This is a genomic window from Hymenobacter terricola (assembly GCF_017921975.2).
Classification (GTDB): domain Bacteria; phylum Bacteroidota; class Bacteroidia; order Cytophagales; family Hymenobacteraceae; genus Hymenobacter; species Hymenobacter terricola.
Genome location: NZ_JAGEMO020000060.1, coordinates 1 through 17,770 on the forward strand (window position 1 = coordinate 1; position 17,770 = coordinate 17,770).

Genomic DNA, 17,770 nt, shown 5'->3' on the forward strand with positions numbered 1-17,770 from the left:
CCTCGTGAACCAAGCAGCCCAAGCGCTGGGTCTGCGGGTGGAAGTGGTGAGCAAGCCGCCGGGGCAAAAAGGCTTTGTGGTGCTGCCCCGGCGCTGGGTCGTCGAACGCACCTTTGCTTGGCTAGGCAAGTACCGGCGCCTCGCCGGGCGTGATTACGAAACCAATCCCCGCAACAGTGAAGCCTGGATTAAAATCTGCCTCAGCAACTTAATGCTCAGACGACTCGCCAAACGGTCAATATCTAAACCTGACGATTAATTTATCCTATACCTTCTTAGAGGCTTCTGCCGAAAAGGCCACAAAAAACGGGGCTGCCCGCTACCAGCGAACAGCCCCGTCGAATTACTCATTTGCCGCTCAGCGACCACGACCGTGGCCGCCACCTCCGTGGTTGCCACCGCCACCGTTGTAGCCGCCATTGCCACCGCCGTGATAGCCCCCGTGGCCGCCTTCACCGTGGTAGCCACCACCGTAGCCACCCCGGTAATAAGGGCGCGCCACAATCACCGGACGCGGAGCATAATACGGGCGGCCATAGCCGTAGCCATAATAGGGCTGAGCCGAGGGATAATACCCGTAGCCAGCGCTGTAGCCGGGGCCTGAAGCAACACAGCCGCCCAACATGAACAGGCTGATAAACAAGGCAAAAATTACTGATTTGGTTTTCATGATATGGCAGCGTGTCGAAGCACGTCGAATTACAGGTGCGATTTCTGTGTACGCTGTCAACAAAATACGGACCAGAATTGGTGCCCAATAACCAATTGTGAAGCGAGAGGTTAAGCTTCGGTCGGCACTTCCGTTTCGCCGTTGATGACGCGGGCTTTGCCGGGTAGCGTCTTGTGGCGCTCCTTGCCGAGGGCGGCGCTGGGCTCGGGCACCCAGTGGTGGCGGCCGCCGGCTTTCTCGTCGTTGAACTCGGTGGGAACGTCGCCGGCTTCGGTGCGCTCTTTCCAGGTGAGGTGCTGGGTGCCGTCATCGGTGCGCTCCATCGTGATGCACTGCTCCACGGGGCAAACCAATGAGCACAAGTTGCAGCCCACGCAGTTTTCCTCGATGATTTCGGGCACGCGCGTCCCGGCATTCAGCTTAATAGCCTGGTGGGCCCCGTCTTCGCAAGCCGTGTAGCACAGCTGGCAGCCGATGCACTTGTCTTCGTTGATGTTGGCCGTGACCTTGTACTTCATGTTCAGGTCTTCCCAGTGCAGCACATTGGGCAGGGCCTTGCCCACCATGTCGTAGATGGTGTTGAAGCCCTTCTCGACCATATACTGTTCCAGCCCGGAAGTCATTTCCCGAATGATGCCGAAGCCGAAGTGCATGGCCGCCGTACACACCTGCACGCTGCTCGCGCCCAGCAGGATATGCTCCACGGCATCGCGCCAGTTTTCGATGCCTCCGATGCCCGAAATGGGCAAATTAATATCGGGGTGCTGAGCACAGTTTTTCACCATGTTCAGGGCGATGGGCTTCACCGCCGGGCCGCAATAGCCACCGTTGCTGCCCTTGCCGTCCACAATCGGATACGGGGCAAACTGGTCCAAATCGACGCCCACAATGCTTTGAATCGTGTTGATGAGCGAAATAGCATTGGCCCCACCGCGCCGGGCAGCCATGGCGGGCTCCGTAATGTCGGAGATGTTGGGCGTGAGCTTCACGATAACGGGCTTGGTGGCCACTTCCATCACCCACTCCACAATCATCTGGAGCACCTTGGGCTCCTGCCCCACCGCCGAGCCCATGCCGCGCTCGCACATGCCGTGCGGGCAGCCAAAATTCAGCTCGAAGCCGTCGGCGCCCGCGTCCTGGCTCTGGCGCACAATGTCGTGCCACTCCTGCCGGGTCTGCACCATGAGCGAGGCGATGACGGCGTGGTTTGGGAAGCGCTTTTTCACTTCCTCAATCTCGCGCAGGTTATCGGCCAGCGGGCGGTCCGAAATCAGCTCGATGTTGTTGAAGCCGATGAGGCGCTTGTCGCGGTAGTTCACCCCGCCGTAGCGGCTGGAAACGTTGACAACTGGCACGCCCAGTGTTTTCCAGACCGCCCCGCCCCAGCCGGCGTCGAAGGCTTTCATCACCTGATAGCCGGAGTTGGTGGGCGGAGCCGAAGCCAGCCAGAATGGGTTCGGCGATTTGATGCCGGCGAAGTTTATGGAGAGGTCAGGCATTGTAGGGACGCGCCATGGCGCGTTCAATTGTCAGGTAAAATATGTAATGCACAGCCAGCTTTTTTGCGCTGGTGCCGGAAGCGCCATGGCACGTTCCTACGACAGATAGGCGTGAATGCCGCGCGCCGTCAGCTTGGCCTCCGCCGCCGCGTTCACTACCTCAGCCCCGCCGTTCCAGGCATCTCCCGAAGCAAAGTATTTCGGGTTCGCAGTTTGTCCGGTGTGCGCATTTGCAATAATGCGGCCCTTGCCGTCCAGCTTCAGGCCGGGAATCAGACTCAGGAACTCGGCCTGCTTGGCCTGGCCAGTGGCCTTAATCACCATATCGCAGGTTTCCACAAACTCCGACCCGGCAATTTCCTGCACCCGGCCATCCTTCGTTTCAGTGCGGATAAACTTCACGCCCGTCACATAGCCATTACCGGTAATTTCAATCGGCGCCACGTTAAACAAGCCTTTCACCCCCACGCCCTTGGCGAGGTCGTACTCGAAATCATACGCGCCCATTTCCTCCTTGGCGCGCCGGTAAGCCAGAATCACGGTTTCGGCCCCGAGGCGTGAAGATTCCGAAGCGGCATCCATGGCGGTGTTGCCGCCACCCAGCACAATTACCTTGCGGCCCACGGCTACTTCGTGGTGGTGCTGACGCAATTCAGAAATAAACTCCACCGCACCGGTGCAGTTTATTTTATCCTCACCCGGCAGGCCCAACTCATTGGTTTTGCCCAAGCCGATGCCGAGGAAAATAGCATCGTATTTATTTTCTAGTTCAGCTAATTCCTCGCGTGATTTAATTAGCGAATTAAAGTGGGTATTATAACCGAATTGCGCCTGCAAATAGGCCATTTCGGCCAGCGTTTCTTCGTTGGTAATTTTGTATGGTGCGACGCCGTACACCGTCAGGCCCGAAGGCTGCGCTTTGGCTTCAAATACGTCAACTTCGTAGCCCAGCGAACGCAATTCACAAGCGGCAGAAATACCCGCCGGACCCGCGCCAATTACGGCCACTTTCTTCCCATTATCCACGCCGGGACCGAATAGCTTTTCGCCGCTTTTTATCACCTTAGTCGTGGCAAAACTCTGCAGCCGACCAATTTCAATCGGCTTCACTTCCTGCAAGTTGTATACGCAGGCGCCTTCGCACAGTACTTCCGTCGGGCACACTTTGCCACAGGCGTTACCGAAGTAGTTGGCCTCGTAAATAGTACGCGCTGCGCCGGTGTCGTTGCCCGAATTTATCTGGCGGATAAACTGCGGAATATCAATCCCCGAGGGGCAGGCCTTGATGCAGGGCGCATCGAAGCAGAAGAGGCAGCGGGAGCTTTCATAAAGCGCCTCGGTGCGGTTCATCACCGGCTTTAATTGCGCAAAGTTTTCCGCGAATTCCTGCTCGGTAGTTGGGGTGAAAAACTCGGCCACAGCTTTGAATTATGAGTTTTGAATTATGAATCATGAGTTTTGAATTACAAATCAAAGCGACTGCAAGGCCAACTTATAACTCATAATTCAAAGCTCATAATTTCCCTTACAGCTCCACCAGTTTCTCGTAGGTTTCGGGACGGCGGTCGCGGAAGAACTGCCAGGTATTGCGCACTTCCTCAATCATATCGAGGTCGAATTCGGCAATCAGCAATTCGTCCTTGTATTCATCGGCCTGCGCGATAATCTGGCCGCGCGGGTCCACGAAATACGAGGTGCCGTAGAAGCGGCCCAGGTTCCAGGGCTTCTCCTCGCCCACGCGGTTGATGCAGCCCATAAAATAGCCGTTGGCGGCCGCGTGGGCGGGCTGTTCCAGCTTCCAGAGGTACTGCGAGAGGCCGGCCACGGTGGCCGAGGGGTTGTACACGATTTCGGCCCCGTTCAGGCCCAAGATGCGGGCGCCGTCGGGGAAGTGGCGGTCGTAGCAGATGTACACACCGATTTTGGCGTACTTAGTCTGGAACACGGGGTAGCCCAGGTTGCCGGGCTTGAAGAAGAATTTCTCCCAGAAGCCGGTGGTGTGGGGGATGTGGTTTTTGCGATACTTGCCGAGGTAGGTGCCGTCGGCGTCAATCACGGCAGCGGTGTTGTAGAGGAAGCCGGCCTGCTCGCGCTCGTACACGGGCACAATCATCACCATGTTATACTTCTTGGCGTATTCGGCCATGCGGTCCGTCGTGGGGCCGGGCACCGCTTCGGCCGAGGCGTACCATTTTTTATCCTGGCCGGGGCAGAAGTACGGGGTGTTGAAGATTTCCTGCAGGCAGAGAATCTGCACGCCCTGGCGGCCGGCTTCTTCAATGAGCGGAATGTGCTTGGCTTCCATGGCCTGCATAATTTCGGCAATCGTGCCTTCGCCTTCGGTCATCGGCAGGCTCATCTGGATGAGGCCGGATTTAATAATTCTGGGCATTGTTTTTTTGGTGGGGTGAGAGTTTCGGTTTCGTCATTGCGAGGAGGCACGACGAAGCAATCCGCCCTCTCTCCGCGCAAAGTGTTGATTTGTGATGAACTGATTTATTTCAGCTGTCTAAAAAATCACTGATTAACGTATCAGTCAGCAATTAATAAAAAGCTTGTTACATTGTTAAACTAGCCGCTGAGAGAGGCAGAATTGGCTTCGTTGAACTGCGTTTACCGCCTTCCGCTGCGCTCCACTCGCAAAGACAGCCGTAACCTAAATATTCGGCTTATCACGTTTGATAAACTGCCCGTAGCCTTTCGAAACTTTGGTTTCACCAGCATCTACCGCTACTTGGCCGCGCAGCAAAACCGTGTCGATTTTGCCGGTTAGTTCCCAGCCTTCATAGCCAGAATAGTCGCAATTCATGTGGTGCGTTGCGGCCGAAATAGTGTGCTTTTTCTGCGGGTCAAAAATCACCAAATCGGCATCTGCGCCGATGCTGATGGTGCCTTTGCGGGGGAACATCCCGAAGATTTTAGCGGCATTGGTCGAAGTGACTTCCACGAATTTCTGCGGGGTAATGCGGCCCTTGTTTACGCCTTCGGAAAAGAGCAATTCCATGCGGTGCTCGATGGCTGGGTGACCGTTCGGGATTTTTGAGAAGTCATCTTTTCCCACTAATTTCTGCTCCCACATAAACGGGCAATGGTCGGTGCCGACCACATTCACAAGACCCTGATTGATACCGGCCCAGAGCGTGGCCTGGTCCTTTTTCTCGCGCAGCGGGGGCGACATTACCCATTTCGCGCCGTTGGCCTCGTCCTCATATAAGGACGCATCCAGCAGCAGATACTGAATGCAGGTTTCGACCAGCACGCGCTGGTTGCGCTCGGTGGCGCGGCGCACCTGGTTGAGCGCGCCCTCGCAGGTGAGGTGCACGATGTAGGCCTGCACGCCCGTGTAGTTGGCGATGTCGGCGAAGCGGCCGGAGGCTTCGGCTTCGGTCACTTCGGGCTGCGAGAGGTAGTGGTAGAGCGGGGTGAGCTTGCCCTGCGCCCGGTGCTGGGCGATGAGCGTGTCAATCATGTCGCCGTTGGTGGCGTGGGCCGTCACGAGGCCGCCGTGCCGTTGAACTTCCTGCATCAGGCCCACCATCTGCGCGTCGTCAATCATGAGCGCGCCCTTGTAGGCCATGAAGGTTTTGAAGGAGGTAATGCCTTCGGCAATCATGTCCTTGATTTCCTCCTTCGTGCTGGGGTTGAAATCCGTCACGGCCATGTGGAAGCTGTAGTCGCCCACGGCGTTGCCGGTGGCTCGGCCGCTCCACTCCTCGAAGGCCGAGCGCAGCGAATTGCCTTGCTTTTGCAGGATGAAGTCGATGACGGTGGTGGTGCCGCCGTGCAGCGCCGCGCGGGTGCCGGTTTCGTAGGTATCGGAGCTGAAGGTGCCCATGAAGGGCATTTCGAGGTGCACGTGCGGGTCGATGCCGCCGGGCATAACCAGCTTGCCGGTGCAGTCGATTACCTCCGCGCCATCGGCCGACAAATTGCGGCCGATGGACACGATAGTTTCGCCTTCAATCAGAATATCGCAGACGGCGTCCGAATCGGCGGTGACGACGCGGCCGTTTTTCAGGAGAATGGACATGGATTGGCAATGGTTTACTGGCGCGAGTTTAGCGAAGCGTAACTCGTGCCGATTATTCGGGCGAGGCTGCGCCTCGCATTAGAACGACGCTGCTGGCGCAGTCCTGCATCTCGCATCAGAACGAGGCGGCGCGGCCCTAGCTTGCCGCTGGCGCGGCAGTGGAGACTCAGCCTCCACGTCATTGCCAGTCACGAGTTACGCTTCGCTAAACTCGCGCCAGCACTAATTAACGTACTTATCTGCAATTTCCAGCGCCTCCGAAATAATGGCCAAACCTTCATCAATTTCCTCCTTATTAATGGTCAGTGGGGGGCAGATGAAAATGTAGTTCCAGCGCACAAAGGTGTACATGCCAAGCTCGCGGATTTTGGCAGCGACCTGGTTCATGATGGCCATTTGGTCGTTGGTGGCGTTCCAGGGGGCCATGGGCTCTTTGGTGTCGCGGTTCTTCACCAGCTCGATGCAGCCGAAGAGGCCGGTGTTGCGCCAGTCGCCGATGCTGGGGTGGTGGCGCATGAGCTGGGCCACCTGCTGGTCCATGTATTCGCCCATTTCCACGGTGTTTTCGAGCAGGTTGTCGCTCTCGTAGATGTCGAGCACGGCCACGGCGGCGGCGCAGGAGACCGGGTGCGCCGAGTACGTCAGGCCCAGCGGCAGGGGTTTGTCGTCGAAGGACTTGGAAATCTTCTCGTCCACCATCACCGCGCCCAGGGGCAGGTAGCCGGCGGTGATGCCCTTGGCCATGCACATGATGTCGATTTTGACGTTGTGGTGGTCGGAGCCGAACCACTTGCCGGTGCGGCCGAAGCCCGACATCACCTCATCGGCAATGAGCAGGATGCCGTGCTTGTCGCATATTTCGCGGATGCGCGTCCAGTAGCCGGGCGGGTACTTGATGCAGCCCGACGTACCCGACTCGCCTTCGAGCAAGATGGCGGCTACGCTGCCGGGGTTTTCGTAGCCGATGATGCGCTCCATGGCATCGGCGGCACGCTGGGCGCACTCCTCGGGCGTGGAGCTGTGCCAGGGGCAGCGGTAGAAAAACGGGTTTTCAACGTGGATGGTGCCGGGCATGGCCTGGCTATCCACGGCGAACTTGCGCGGGTCGCCGCCCACGCTCATCGCGCCATACGATGCGCCGTGAAACGACTGGTACAGCGACACAATCTTGTGGCGGCCGGTGTACACCCGCGCCAGCTTGATGGCGTTTTCGATGGCCTCGGCCCCGCCCAGCGTGAAAAATGCCTTGGTGAGGTTGGGCGCGGTGATTTCGGCCAGCTTCTTACCGAGGTCGCCGCGGGCCTTGGTAATCATGCCGGGGTACACGTAGCTGAGCTCGCGCATCTGGGCGGCCACGGCTTCGGTCACGCGCTGGTCGCCGTGGCCGATGTTCACGTTCATCAGCTGGGCCGAGAAGTCGAGGTAGCGCTTGCCGTCGCGGTCGTACAGGTACACGCCTTCGGCGCGCTCAGCGTTGATGGGGTTCAGGCCCGTTTGCTTCGACCACGAGAAAAGCGTATGGTCGAGGTTGTCGTGCAGGATTTGGGTTGGGTCGGGGGCGAGGGTGATTTCCATTTGGATGATTCTTTCAGAATGTGCTGCGGAAAACATCACTAAATATTTTCCGGATAATGCGTACTGAACGTGACGTTCTTTATTCCCAGATTATGGCACAAATTATTGAACGCTTCCTCAGAAAGCGGTCCATAAACAGGCTGGTCTTGAGATTCATTTTTCGTTCGTTTGATAAGATAATAGTGTGTTATTGATTCCAATACTTCGCTATCAAATTCACCAGTCAGCGGATGTTGCTTTACAAATAGATAATTTGAATTATAACCTACCGCCGAAATGTAAGCTGGTACAACTTCTTGGGTGTTATAAAGCGCACGGTGTGCGTGAAGGTCAATCCAAGTGACTGTGTAATTATCTACAATATTGTCAGTACCGTTGTCGAATAGTCCAAAGCAGCTAGTCAACAGCAATAAGAGAGCAACAACAGCCAATTTGTACCAATGCACATTTTTCACGCTAGCTCATCCAGTTCACCCGCGACTCGGGGTTCCACTTCGTCGTGGTCTTTTTCAACTGCGTCCAGAATTCAATCGAACTCTTGCCCGTGATGTCGCAGGCGCCGAATTTAGAGTCGTTCCAGCCGCCGAAGGAGAAGGGCTCGCGGGGCACGGGCACGCCGATGTTCACGCCAATCATGCCGGCGTTGGCGTGGTCCATCACGTAGCGGGCGCTGCTGCCGCTGCTGGTGAACACGGCGGCGGCGTTGCCGTAGGGGTTGGCGTTTTCGATGGCGATGGCCTCGTCCAGCGTGTTGGTGCGCATGATGGCGAGCACCGGGCCGAAGACTTCTTCCTGGGCGATGCGCATGTCGGGCGTCACGTAGTCGATGACCGTTGCACCTACATAATAGCCATCTTCGTGGCCGGGCACCACGGCGTTGCGGCCGTCGAGCAGGACCTTCGCGCCGGCGGCTTCGGCTTCGGTGATGTGCTGTTCGATGCGCTCCTTGGCCTCTTTGCTGATGACGGAGCCGAGGTTCTGACCGGCCACAATCTTCTTGGCTTCTTCCACGATTTTGGCCACGATGTCATCGACGGCCCCCACTCCTACCATAGTAGAGCCGGCCATGCAGCGCTGGCCCGCGCAGCCCGACATGCTGGCGGCCACGTTCGAGGCCGTCATTTCGGGGTGGGCGTCGGGCAGCACCATGAGGTGGTTTTTGGCGCCGCCGAGGGCTACGCAGCGCTTGAGGTTGCTGGTAGCGCGGATGTAGACGACTTTGGCAATTTTGGTAGAGCCCACAAAGCTCACGGCCTGGATATCCGGGTGGTCGCAGATGGCTTCCACGATTTCCCGGTCGCCGTTCACGACGTTCAGCACGCCGTCGGGCAGGCCGGCTTCCTTCAGCAGCTCGGCGATTTTTACGGCGCTCAGGGGCACCTGCTCCGAGGGCTTCAGAATCATGGTGTTGCCGAGCACGATGGCATTCGGGATGGTCCAGTGGGGCACCATGTTGGGGAAGTTGAAAGGGGCGATGCTGGCCACCACGCCCAGCGGCTTGCGCTCGGCGCGGGCTTCCACGCCCTTGCTCACTTCCAGGAATTCGCCCTGGATGAGCTGCGGCATGGAGCAGGCAAACTCGGTCAGCTCGATGGCTTTTTCGACTTCGGCGCGGGCTTCATCGAAGGTCTTGCCGTTTTCCTCGCGCACGAGGTCGGCGAGGGCTTTCATGTCGCGCTCCAGCAGTGTTTTATAGCGGTAGAAGATTTGCACCCGCTCCTTGATTGGCGTGGCCGACCACGAGGGGAAGGCGGCTTTGGCGGCCTGCACGGCGGCATCGAGCGCATCGGCGCCGCTGAGGGGCAGGGTGGAAATCAACTGCCCGTTGAGGGGGCTGAACACGTCCATCGTGGCCGTGGAGGCATTTTCTACCGAGTGGCCGGCCACGTAATTGCGGATGGCTGGATACTTCAACGTTTGGACTTCCATGTTACCTTAATGTTAAGCGGGGTGCAAGCTAAGGGTTTTGCGGGAGATGGGACAATGGCGCAAGTAGTAAATTTATCTTTTTTGCCCTCGCTTCCCCAAACAAACAAGCCGCCGGCCCCTGCGAAACACGCAGCAGCCGACGGCTTGTTCCGGGCTTTCGCCCCACGCAAATCCGCGCCTTCCTGACCTTTAGGCATTTAGCACCGCATTCTAATCTTGCCGCGCTTCCAGCCCAAAGGCCGAAATTTTATTCTTTCATAATCTTCCGCACTTCCGTGCCGTCGGTGCTGCTGATGGTGAGTAGATACACACCACTGGTCACTTTGGTCATATCGAAGCCCGTGACGGTGCGGCCAGCTTCGGCCGTGAGTTCCCGAACCACGGCTCCGCGCAGGTCGCGCAGGGTGAGCGTATGAGTCGAGGCCCCGCGCAGTTCCACCGTGAGCTGGTTGGTGACGGGGTTCGGGTAGGCCGCACCGGCGACGAGGCCGGTGGTGGTGGCAACCGTGGCCAGTACTCCACGGGCCTGGGGGCAAGCCGCGCCCGCCGTGTAGGAGAACGGCGTGGCGGAGGTGTTGCGCTCGGGGCCGCCAGCCCCGTACTGGTAGGTGAAGTACAGGTTGGTGACCGTGCCGGAGGCCAGGGCCTGGGTGTAGGTGAAATCGCCGGCCGCGTTCCTGGTCATCGTGTAGCCGGGGTACGTGTCGGTGGTACCTACCCGCAGGTAAAGGATGGCCAGGGTGCCGCCCGCAGTAGCGCCGAGGGGGTGGAAGGTGAAGGTCACGTTGCCGCCGCTGCTCACGGCGCCGTAACTGAAGTCGGTGGTAGTGGCGCAATACGCACCGGCCGGGGCGGTGCTGACGGTCACGCTGACGGCGGCCGAAGTTGTCACGGCGGCGGAGTTGTCGGTGGCCTTGGCCGTGATGGAGTAGGTGCCAGCGGCCACGCCCGTCCAGGGGTAGCTGTAGAGGCTGGCGGTGGCCGTGCCCAGCAATGTCGTGCCGTTAGAGAACTTCGTACTACTTAACCTCCTCTGCATCTTTATTAATCAGGAAGCTGCGGCCGTCCTTTTGCACGCGGGCTTTGCCATCAGCAAAGTCGGCGGCCTGCTGGTAGCGGCCGAAGGGCCTGGTGCCGGCGCTGGGGTCGTCGAGGTAATCGGCGGTGATGAAAGTGTAGCCGTCGGCCAGCTTTACCCGCGCCAAACCATCGGAGAAGGAATACGCTTCGAGGAAAATAACCGGCTTGCCGGGCTCGATGGGGCCGGCAATGTAGTACCAGCCGCGGTGGTCCAGCACGGCGGCGTGGCCTTCGGCGAAGTCGCGGGCGTTGAAATAATAGCTATCGAACTCCTCCCCTTGCTCATTCACAAAGGTATAGGCGTCGCCCACGCGGGCGCGGGCATAGCCGCCGGCGTAGGGGTTGAGGGCGTCGTAAGCCGGCGCCACTACCTCTTTACCAGCTTCATTCACAAAACCATAGGCACCATCCCTGGCCACCACCGCCCGGCCGGCCTGGAACGGACCAGCCGCCGTGAACTGCGCCGGAATCACGGGCTGGCCCTTGGCATCGGCAAAGCCCCAGCGGCCGTTTTTCTGGTAGGGCACCGGCTGGCTGCCGCCCAGGTGGCCGAGGCCCCACACGCCCAACGCAAGCACCGCCGCGCCCCCCACCGCGAGCGCCAAACGCGGCTGCCGCTGTTGCATGGCCCGCAGCTGCCGTACGCCCGCTTCCGTACCCGCCTTCAGCTTTTCGAGCACGACCGCTGGGGTAAATAGCGCCGTTGGGGGGGGTACTTGCTGCCCCGAAGCCCCGGCTGGCTCCGCCGCAGGCGCGGCCATCGGAGCGCTGGCGGGGGCTGGCGTGGGTGCGGGTGCGGCAGGCTGAGCATTGAGGCGCTCAATCAGCTGGCTTAGTTGCTGAATCTTGGCGTCAAGCTCCTGATTGCGGGCCGTCGATTCGGCCCGGGAGGCTTGCATGGCGGCTTCCAGGGCAGCTTTTTCGCGGGTTTCGGCGTGTAGGCGCGATACCAGCGCGGTGGCTTCGGCGGCTACGGGCGGGGCCTGGGCCAGCTCGGTGCGCAGCTGGGCAATGCTGCGCTCACGCTCGGTTTCGCGGGCTTCCATGGCTTGGAGCTGCGCGGCTACGTCGGCCTGCATTTGCTGCCGGGTGTGCTCCAGCTGCTGTTTTTCCTCGCTGCGGGCGGCCACGGCGGCAGCTGAGTCGTAGCCATACGGCAGGTCGTCGGGAATATCGGCGGCCCCGAGCCAGCCCCACAGCTGCCGGGCTTTCTGGGTCAGGAAATCGGTAGCGCCGTTTGGGACCGGTTGGATGGCGTGGTCGGGCTCGTCGGTTTCAGGCAATGAGTCCTCGTCGCACACCTCACTGTCGGCTTCGGGAGAAGAATTTCCGGCCGCCCCGGGCGCGGGCGGGGCCAGACTGGCGGCCCATTCGGCAAGGTCGGCGGCGCTCAGCTCGATTTCGGGAGTTGCCATTTGACGCAGTCGGCGCGGCAGCTCGGCCGGGTTGGTGAGCAGCTGGAAGCCGTTGCCAGTCCCGCTGTTGAGGGCCAGCTCCACATCGGGGCTAAAGGTGACGGGCCCGGCAAACACCACGATGCCGGTGATGAAGCGCAGATTGGCCTGCTCCGGGCTCAGGCGCGAGCCCAACCAAACTTCCAGCGCCTGCTTTTGCTGCACAAATTGCTCGAACGGATTGTCGAAACCGGCTGGGCTGGGCAACGGAGCACCATCGAGCAGCCACGAGCCGTAGCCCAACGCCGGAATGCTGAGCCGGCCGCCCCGCGGCACAAGCACGAGCAGCGTGATGCCGTGGGGCCGCAGCACCACCGCATCAAGCGGGGCGGCATCGGCCGTGGCTTCCACTTGTCCCAGGAGCACTGCATCGGGCCCGGATTTTTCGGCTTGCAGGGCCGCATTGGCCGCATCAAACAGGTCTTGCCGGAGGGAGTCAGTAAAAGGAGCGGAAAGGCAACGGTAAACCATACAATCGATTAAACGGGCCGGCTCCTCAGCCACCGGTTTCGGCAGCCGTGGCGGAGGAACACCGGCTAAAAACAAACCCAAAACCTGGCAAACTTCGGCAGGCCGTTAGTCGTCCTCGCCTTTCCAGCGGCCGTGGCCTTTGCCTTTGCCGTGGTGTTTTTTGGGTTTCTTGAATTTATAAGAACGGCCTTCATCGTCGCCCGAGCCGAAGATTTCGGCCAAAACGCCATGGTCGGACGGGCTTTCACGCACTACCACCGGGCGTGCCGACGCCGTGGGCGCATCCAATGCCAGCGCCCCCGTGGCCGTGGTGCGCACCGCCACGGGGCGCCCGCGCAAGTCGCAACCCTGACCTTCGCGCAGCTCGGTGCGGTGGCCGTTGGCGGCCACGATAAAGCCGTCTTTGGTGACCGTGGCGCCGGTGGGCAGGCGGGCATCGCGGGTCATGGGGCGGGCCTGGCCGTTGCGCACGACCTGCATTTCGCCATTTCGGCGCTGAAAACCGTCGTCGTTGGCGGCGTGCTGGGCGCGTACCGGGCCAATCAGCCCCAGCAACAGGCCGGCGGTTCCGATAAGCTTGAGGCTACGCATTGGCAAAGAGTAAACTGACTTAATAAGCAAGGTCACGGGGCATTGGAGTCCGTAGCAGGCCGTATACGTCAAATACGACGCCAGGCTGCCTCGACCGCAGCATTGAGTGGCCAGCCGCAGCGGCAAGGCCCCTGATAAACTGAGCTTTTGGCAGTTAAAATAGAAAGCACTGCCGCATGTGGCAGCATTAACCAACGGCCGGTTAAGGGTGGGCTGCCGGGCTTCTCCAGCTACTACTCACCGCGTGGCCGCAGCAGCTTGGCAATCAGGCCAGTCCAGCCAGTTTGGTGGCTGGCGCCGAGGCCGTGGCCATTGTCGGCGTGGAAATATTCGTGAAACCAGAGGTAATCACGAAAATTGGGGTCGGTTTGCAGCTGCTTGTCGTCGCCGAAGCACGGCCGGCGGCCGGTTTCGGGGTCGCGCAGGAAGAGCTTGGTGAGACGGGTGGTGAGGGCTCCGGCCACTTCGAGCAGGGTGTGCACCTGGCCGGAATTGGTGGGATATTCCACCTTAAAATCGTCGCCGTAGTAGTGATGAAACCGCTGCAACGACTCGATGAGCATGAAATTCATGGGCATCCAGACGGGGCCGCGCCAGTTGGAATTGCCGCCGAAGAGGCTGGTTTGGGACTCGGCGGGCTCGTAGTTTACCGTGAACTGGGTTTCGGTGCCGCGAAACACGAACGGGTGCGCTACATGGTAGCGCGAGAGGCTGCGGATGCCATAGGGCGAAAGAAATTCGGCCTCATCCAACATTCTGGCCAGCAGCCGCTTCACGCGGTGTCCGCGCAGCAGCGACAGCAGGTGCCGCGCCCCTTTGCCGGGTTCCTGCCAGCGCGAAACCAGCGAAGCCAGCACCGGCCGGTTGTCGAGAAACCAGTTCATGCGCGCCAGAAAAAGCGGAGCGCCCGCCAGCGTGTCCTCGTCAATCACCTCCACGGCAAACAGCGGAATCAGGCCCACCAGGCTTCGGACTTTCAGCAGCTCGTGGCCGCGGTCGGGCGTGTTTAGGGCGTCGTAGTAGAACTCGTCCTCGTCGTCCCAGAGGTCCATGTGCTCGTTGGCCACGTTGGTCATGGCATCGGCGATGTACAGAAAATGCTCGAAGAACTTGCAGGCCAGGTCCTGGTACACGGGGTTGGTCTGGCTGAGCTGCAGGGCAATACGCATCATGTTCAGCGCGTACATGGCCACCCAGGCGGTGCCATCGGCCTGCTCCAGAAAGCCGCCGAACGGCAGCGGGGCCGAGCGGTCAAACACGCCAATGTTGTCCAGCCCCAGGAAACCGCCCTCAAAAATATTGCGGCCGTCGCGGTCCTTGCGGTTCACCCACCACGTAAAATTGATGAGCAGGCGATGGAAAATGGTTTCCAGAAAAGCCACGTCCCCAGCATCGCCCCGGGCTTTTTGGTCTATTTTGAACACCCGCCAGGTGGCGTAGGCGTGCACCGGCGGGTTCACGTCGCTCAGTTTCCACTCGTAGGCCGGCAGCTGGCCGTTGGGGTGCATGTACCAGTCGCGGCACAGCAGCAGCAGCTGGTTTTTGGCGAATTCCACGTCGAGGTGGGCCAAGGGCAGGCAGTGAAAAGCCAGGTCCCAGGCCGCGTACCAGGGATATTCCCACGTATCGGGCATGGAGATGACGTGGGCATTGTTGAGGTGGGTCCAGCCGGTGCCATTGCGGCCTTCCAGGCGCTCGAGCGACGGCGGCGGCAAGGATGGGTCGCCCGCCAGCCAGCGGGGCACGTCGTAATAATAGAACTGCTTGCTCCACAGCATCCCCGCGTAGGCCTGGCGCTGCACCAGGCGAGAGTCGGCATCAGGCTGGTCGCACTGCACTGCTTCGTAAAACTGGTCGGCTTCGGCCAGGCGCAGCTTCAGGGTCTGGTCGAAATCAGCAAACGGCTGGGCATTGCCCGGCGCGGCCAGGCGCAGGCGCACCACGCGGGTAGCACCGGGGCCAATGGCCAGCTCGTAGTGCGCGGCGGCTTTGGTGCCGGTGCGTTCGGGGTTCACGGCCCCGGCCTGGCCGTGCAGCAGGTAGTCGTTGATGCCGTCCTTGAAAAACCGCTCGTCGGACGGCGCGTTGTAGAGGCGGCCGTTGTTGGTGGCATTGTCGCAGAACAGCAGGTTGGGCTGCTCATCGCAGTAGAGCGTGAGGGCGCCCAGGTCGCGGTGCTCGGCGTGCAGCTGGTTGTCGGCGGTGGCGGCGATGGTGGGCCGGTAGGCGTCGTTGCCCCAGGCCCAGGTATTGCGAAACCAGAGCTGCGGCAGCAGGTGCAACGTGGTATCGTCGGGCCCGCGGTTCACGATGGTGAGCTGAATGAGAATGTCTTCGGCATCGGCCTTGGCGAATTCCACGAACACGTCGAAATAACGGTTTTCGTGGAACATGGCCGTGTCCATCAGCTCGAATTCCGGCTTGCTGCGGTCGCGGCGGGCATTTTCCTTCACCAGCCACTCGTATGGGAAAGCGTGCTGCGGGTACTTGTACAGCATGCGCTGGTAGGAGTGCGTGGGCGTGGCATCGAGGTAGTAGTACACCTCCTTCACGTCCTCGCCGTGGTTGCCCTCCGGCCCGCTCAGGCCAAACAGGCGCTCCTTGAGAATGGGGTCCTGCCCGTTCCACAGGCCCAGGCCGAAGCAGATTAGCTGCTCGTCGTCGCAAAAACCGGCCAGCGCCTCCTCGCCCCAGCGGTAGGCGCGGCTGCGGGCCTGGTCGTGGGTGGTGAAGTTCCAGGCGTCGCCGTTGGCGCTGTAGTCTTCGCGCACGGTGCCCCACTGGCGCTCGGCTATGTAGGGGCCGAATTTGCGCCAGGGCTTGGTGTGGGCGTTGGCTTCGGCGAGGCGGGATTGTTCGGGATTCATTCGCAGGTTTCTATTAAAAAAGCACGTCATGCTGAGCGTAGTCGAAGCATCTCTACCGCAGCAGTAACAAATTACTTGCGCGGCAGAGATGCTTCGACTACGCTCAGCATGACGTGCTGATGTGATTATCCTTACCCGCCGGTGGCGAAACCGGGGTAGAGCGTCATGCCGCCGTCCATGAAAATGGTTTGGCCGGTGATGTAGTCGGCTTCGTCGGAGGCCAGCCAGGCGGCGAGGTTGCCCACGTCGTCGGGGTCGCCCACGCGGTTGTAGGGGATGAGGGTGAGCAGGGCTTTTTCCTCCTCCGGCGTGTCGCGCGCCGAGAGGTTGATGGGCGTGGCAATGGCGCCGGGCCCGATGCTGTTTGCCCGGATTTTGTGCGGGGCCAGCTCCTGGGCCACGCTTTTCATGAGCTGCATGATGCCGCCTTTGCTGGCCGCGTAGTTGACGTGCCCGCCCCACGGAATGACTTCGTGCACCGAACTCATGCAGATAATTTTGCCAGCCGCTTTGGAAATTTCGGGCTGCACGCCGCGCCGGATGAACTCGCGGGCCGCCTCGCGCAGGCACAGGAACTGGCCGGTCAGGTTCACGTCAATCACCTTCTGCCACTGCTCCAGGGTCATGTCGATGAACGCGGAATCCTGCTGAATGCCGGAGTTGGCCACCACAATGTGAATGGTGCCGAAGTGCTCGATGGCCTGCTTGAACATGGCCTGCACGTCGGCTTCCTTGCTTACATCGGCCTTGATGGCCAGGGCCGTGCCGCCGGCCGCCTCGATGGCGGCCACAGTGGCGTTGGCCCCGTCCACGTCGTGGCCGTAGTTCACAACTACGGAAGCGCCGTGAGCAGCCAGGCCTTTGGCCACGGCCACGCCGATGCCGGAGCTGGCCCCCGTGACGAGGGCAATTTGATTGGCGAGACGCCGGGGGTCGGGAGTAGCCATACGGGAAAATGGGGTTGGTAAAAGAAGATGTAAGCCTCAATTCTACGTGTCGGGCCTGTTCTTTTGATGAAGAACCAAGCGCAGCCAAATTGGGCCAACTCTGCTTACGCGGACGCCACCGCTTGGTTTATTAACTAAAAAAGCCCGACCACCTCCAAAGGCAATCGGGCTGCTGAAGAAGGAATAAGAGGCTACTTTTTTACCTCCCTACCGTCGGCATTGAAGAGTACATCGTGCTGTTTGCCGCCTTGGCTCACTTCGGCTTCGTAGGAAATGGCACCGGTGGCGACCGTCACGATTTTGGCAGCTTCCGTGATTTTGTAGGCGCTGTAGCGGGTAGCCAGCGTTTTCCGGACTGGGGCGGGGAGCTGAGCTACGGGTATTTCCGCTTCGGTTTCCCTGAGCACGCCGGCGGCGGTGATGACGGCCGACATTTCGGCCTTGCCCAGCGCAAAACCTGCTTCGTAGTCGGCGCCTTCTTTTTCCCATTTCACCGTCTTCACGGCGGGGAAGGCTGTTTGGAAGGCAGTGGTAACCGCGGCTGGCACTTGGGCCGCCACTAGTTTCTGGGCCTGCGCTGAACCACTCAGCAGCACGGCCGAGGCAAGTATTACTACGGTGGGTTTCATTGAATTGAGGATGAAGTGAAACATGGAT

At 60.1% G+C, this 17,770-nt stretch carries 14 protein-coding genes and 1 pseudogene; 1 reads left to right on the forward strand and 14 read right to left on the reverse strand.

Translation table 11 applies throughout. The features are described from left to right. Positions 1 to 64 precede the first annotated feature (64 nt). A pseudogene (locus tag J4G38_RS29245) lies at positions 65 to 155 on the forward strand (IS5/IS1182 family transposase); the annotation flags it as partial. 203 nt (positions 156 to 358) lie between these two features. On the opposite strand, the gene J4G38_RS21725 reads toward J4G38_RS29245, so the two are convergent. From J4G38_RS21725 to J4G38_RS21790, 14 genes are all read right to left on the reverse strand, one after another. After that, on the reverse strand, positions 359 to 670 hold the full coding sequence (locus J4G38_RS21725) for a hypothetical protein (RefSeq protein ID WP_210517028.1): 312 nt from the start codon (positions 668 to 670) through the stop codon (positions 359 to 361). A gap of 110 nt (positions 671 to 780) precedes the next feature. After that, positions 781 to 2,169, reverse strand: a complete 1,389-nt coding sequence (preA, locus tag J4G38_RS21730) for an NAD-dependent dihydropyrimidine dehydrogenase subunit PreA (RefSeq protein ID WP_210517030.1) — start codon at positions 2,167 to 2,169, stop codon at positions 781 to 783. Between the two features lie 96 nt (positions 2,170 to 2,265). Then, the gene (locus J4G38_RS21735) at positions 2,266 to 3,588 is read right to left on the reverse strand and encodes an FAD-dependent oxidoreductase (RefSeq protein WP_210517032.1); all 1,323 of its coding nucleotides are present in this window, start codon (positions 3,586 to 3,588) and stop codon (positions 2,266 to 2,268) included. 106 nt (positions 3,589 to 3,694) lie between these two features. Then, complete coding sequence (locus tag J4G38_RS21740; RefSeq protein ID WP_226163655.1) at positions 3,695 to 4,561, reverse strand: nitrilase-related carbon-nitrogen hydrolase; 867 nt, start codon at positions 4,559 to 4,561, stop codon at positions 3,695 to 3,697. 264 nt (positions 4,562 to 4,825) lie between these two features. Beyond that, positions 4,826 to 6,199 carry a dihydropyrimidinase gene (hydA, locus tag J4G38_RS21745; RefSeq protein WP_210517034.1) on the reverse strand — a complete coding sequence of 458 codons (1,374 nt, stop codon included), beginning with the start codon at positions 6,197 to 6,199 and terminating at the stop codon, positions 4,826 to 4,828. 222 nt (positions 6,200 to 6,421) lie between these two features. Further along, positions 6,422 to 7,774 carry an aminotransferase class III-fold pyridoxal phosphate-dependent enzyme gene (locus J4G38_RS21750; RefSeq protein ID WP_210517036.1) on the reverse strand — a complete coding sequence of 451 codons (1,353 nt, stop codon included), beginning with the start codon at positions 7,772 to 7,774 and terminating at the stop codon, positions 6,422 to 6,424. A gap of 38 nt (positions 7,775 to 7,812) precedes the next feature. Beyond that, positions 7,813 to 8,229 (reverse strand): DUF3997 domain-containing protein, encoded by a 417-nt coding sequence (locus J4G38_RS21755; RefSeq protein WP_210517038.1) that lies wholly within the window; start codon positions 8,227 to 8,229, stop codon positions 7,813 to 7,815. Between the two features lies 1 nt (position 8,230). Continuing rightward, positions 8,231 to 9,703, reverse strand: a complete 1,473-nt coding sequence (locus J4G38_RS21760; protein WP_226163657.1) for a CoA-acylating methylmalonate-semialdehyde dehydrogenase — start codon at positions 9,701 to 9,703, stop codon at positions 8,231 to 8,233. Between the two features lie 247 nt (positions 9,704 to 9,950). After that, a complete protein-coding gene (locus tag J4G38_RS21765) occupies positions 9,951 to 10,742 on the reverse strand; it encodes a T9SS type A sorting domain-containing protein (protein ID WP_210517040.1) in 792 nt (263 codons plus the stop codon). Further along, the gene (locus tag J4G38_RS21770; RefSeq protein WP_210517042.1) at positions 10,723 to 12,708 is read right to left on the reverse strand and encodes a WG repeat-containing protein; all 1,986 of its coding nucleotides are present in this window, start codon (positions 12,706 to 12,708) and stop codon (positions 10,723 to 10,725) included. The genes J4G38_RS21765 and J4G38_RS21770 overlap by 20 nt, the downstream gene beginning before the upstream one ends. A 105-nt stretch (positions 12,709 to 12,813) precedes the next feature. Beyond that, complete coding sequence (locus J4G38_RS21775; RefSeq protein ID WP_210517044.1) at positions 12,814 to 13,299, reverse strand: DUF6799 domain-containing protein; 486 nt, start codon at positions 13,297 to 13,299, stop codon at positions 12,814 to 12,816. 233 nt (positions 13,300 to 13,532) lie between these two features. Next, the gene (locus J4G38_RS21780) at positions 13,533 to 16,166 is read right to left on the reverse strand and encodes an MGH1-like glycoside hydrolase domain-containing protein (protein ID WP_210517046.1); all 2,634 of its coding nucleotides are present in this window, start codon (positions 16,164 to 16,166) and stop codon (positions 13,533 to 13,535) included. Positions 16,167 to 16,297: 131 nt separating this feature from the next. Beyond that, positions 16,298 to 17,113 (reverse strand): SDR family oxidoreductase, encoded by an 816-nt coding sequence (locus tag J4G38_RS21785; RefSeq protein ID WP_210517048.1) that lies wholly within the window; start codon positions 17,111 to 17,113, stop codon positions 16,298 to 16,300. A 191-nt stretch (positions 17,114 to 17,304) separates the two neighbouring features. Continuing rightward, the gene (locus J4G38_RS21790; protein WP_210517050.1) at positions 17,305 to 17,742 is read right to left on the reverse strand and encodes a PepSY-like domain-containing protein; all 438 of its coding nucleotides are present in this window, start codon (positions 17,740 to 17,742) and stop codon (positions 17,305 to 17,307) included. Between the last annotated feature and the right edge of the window lie 28 nt (positions 17,743 to 17,770).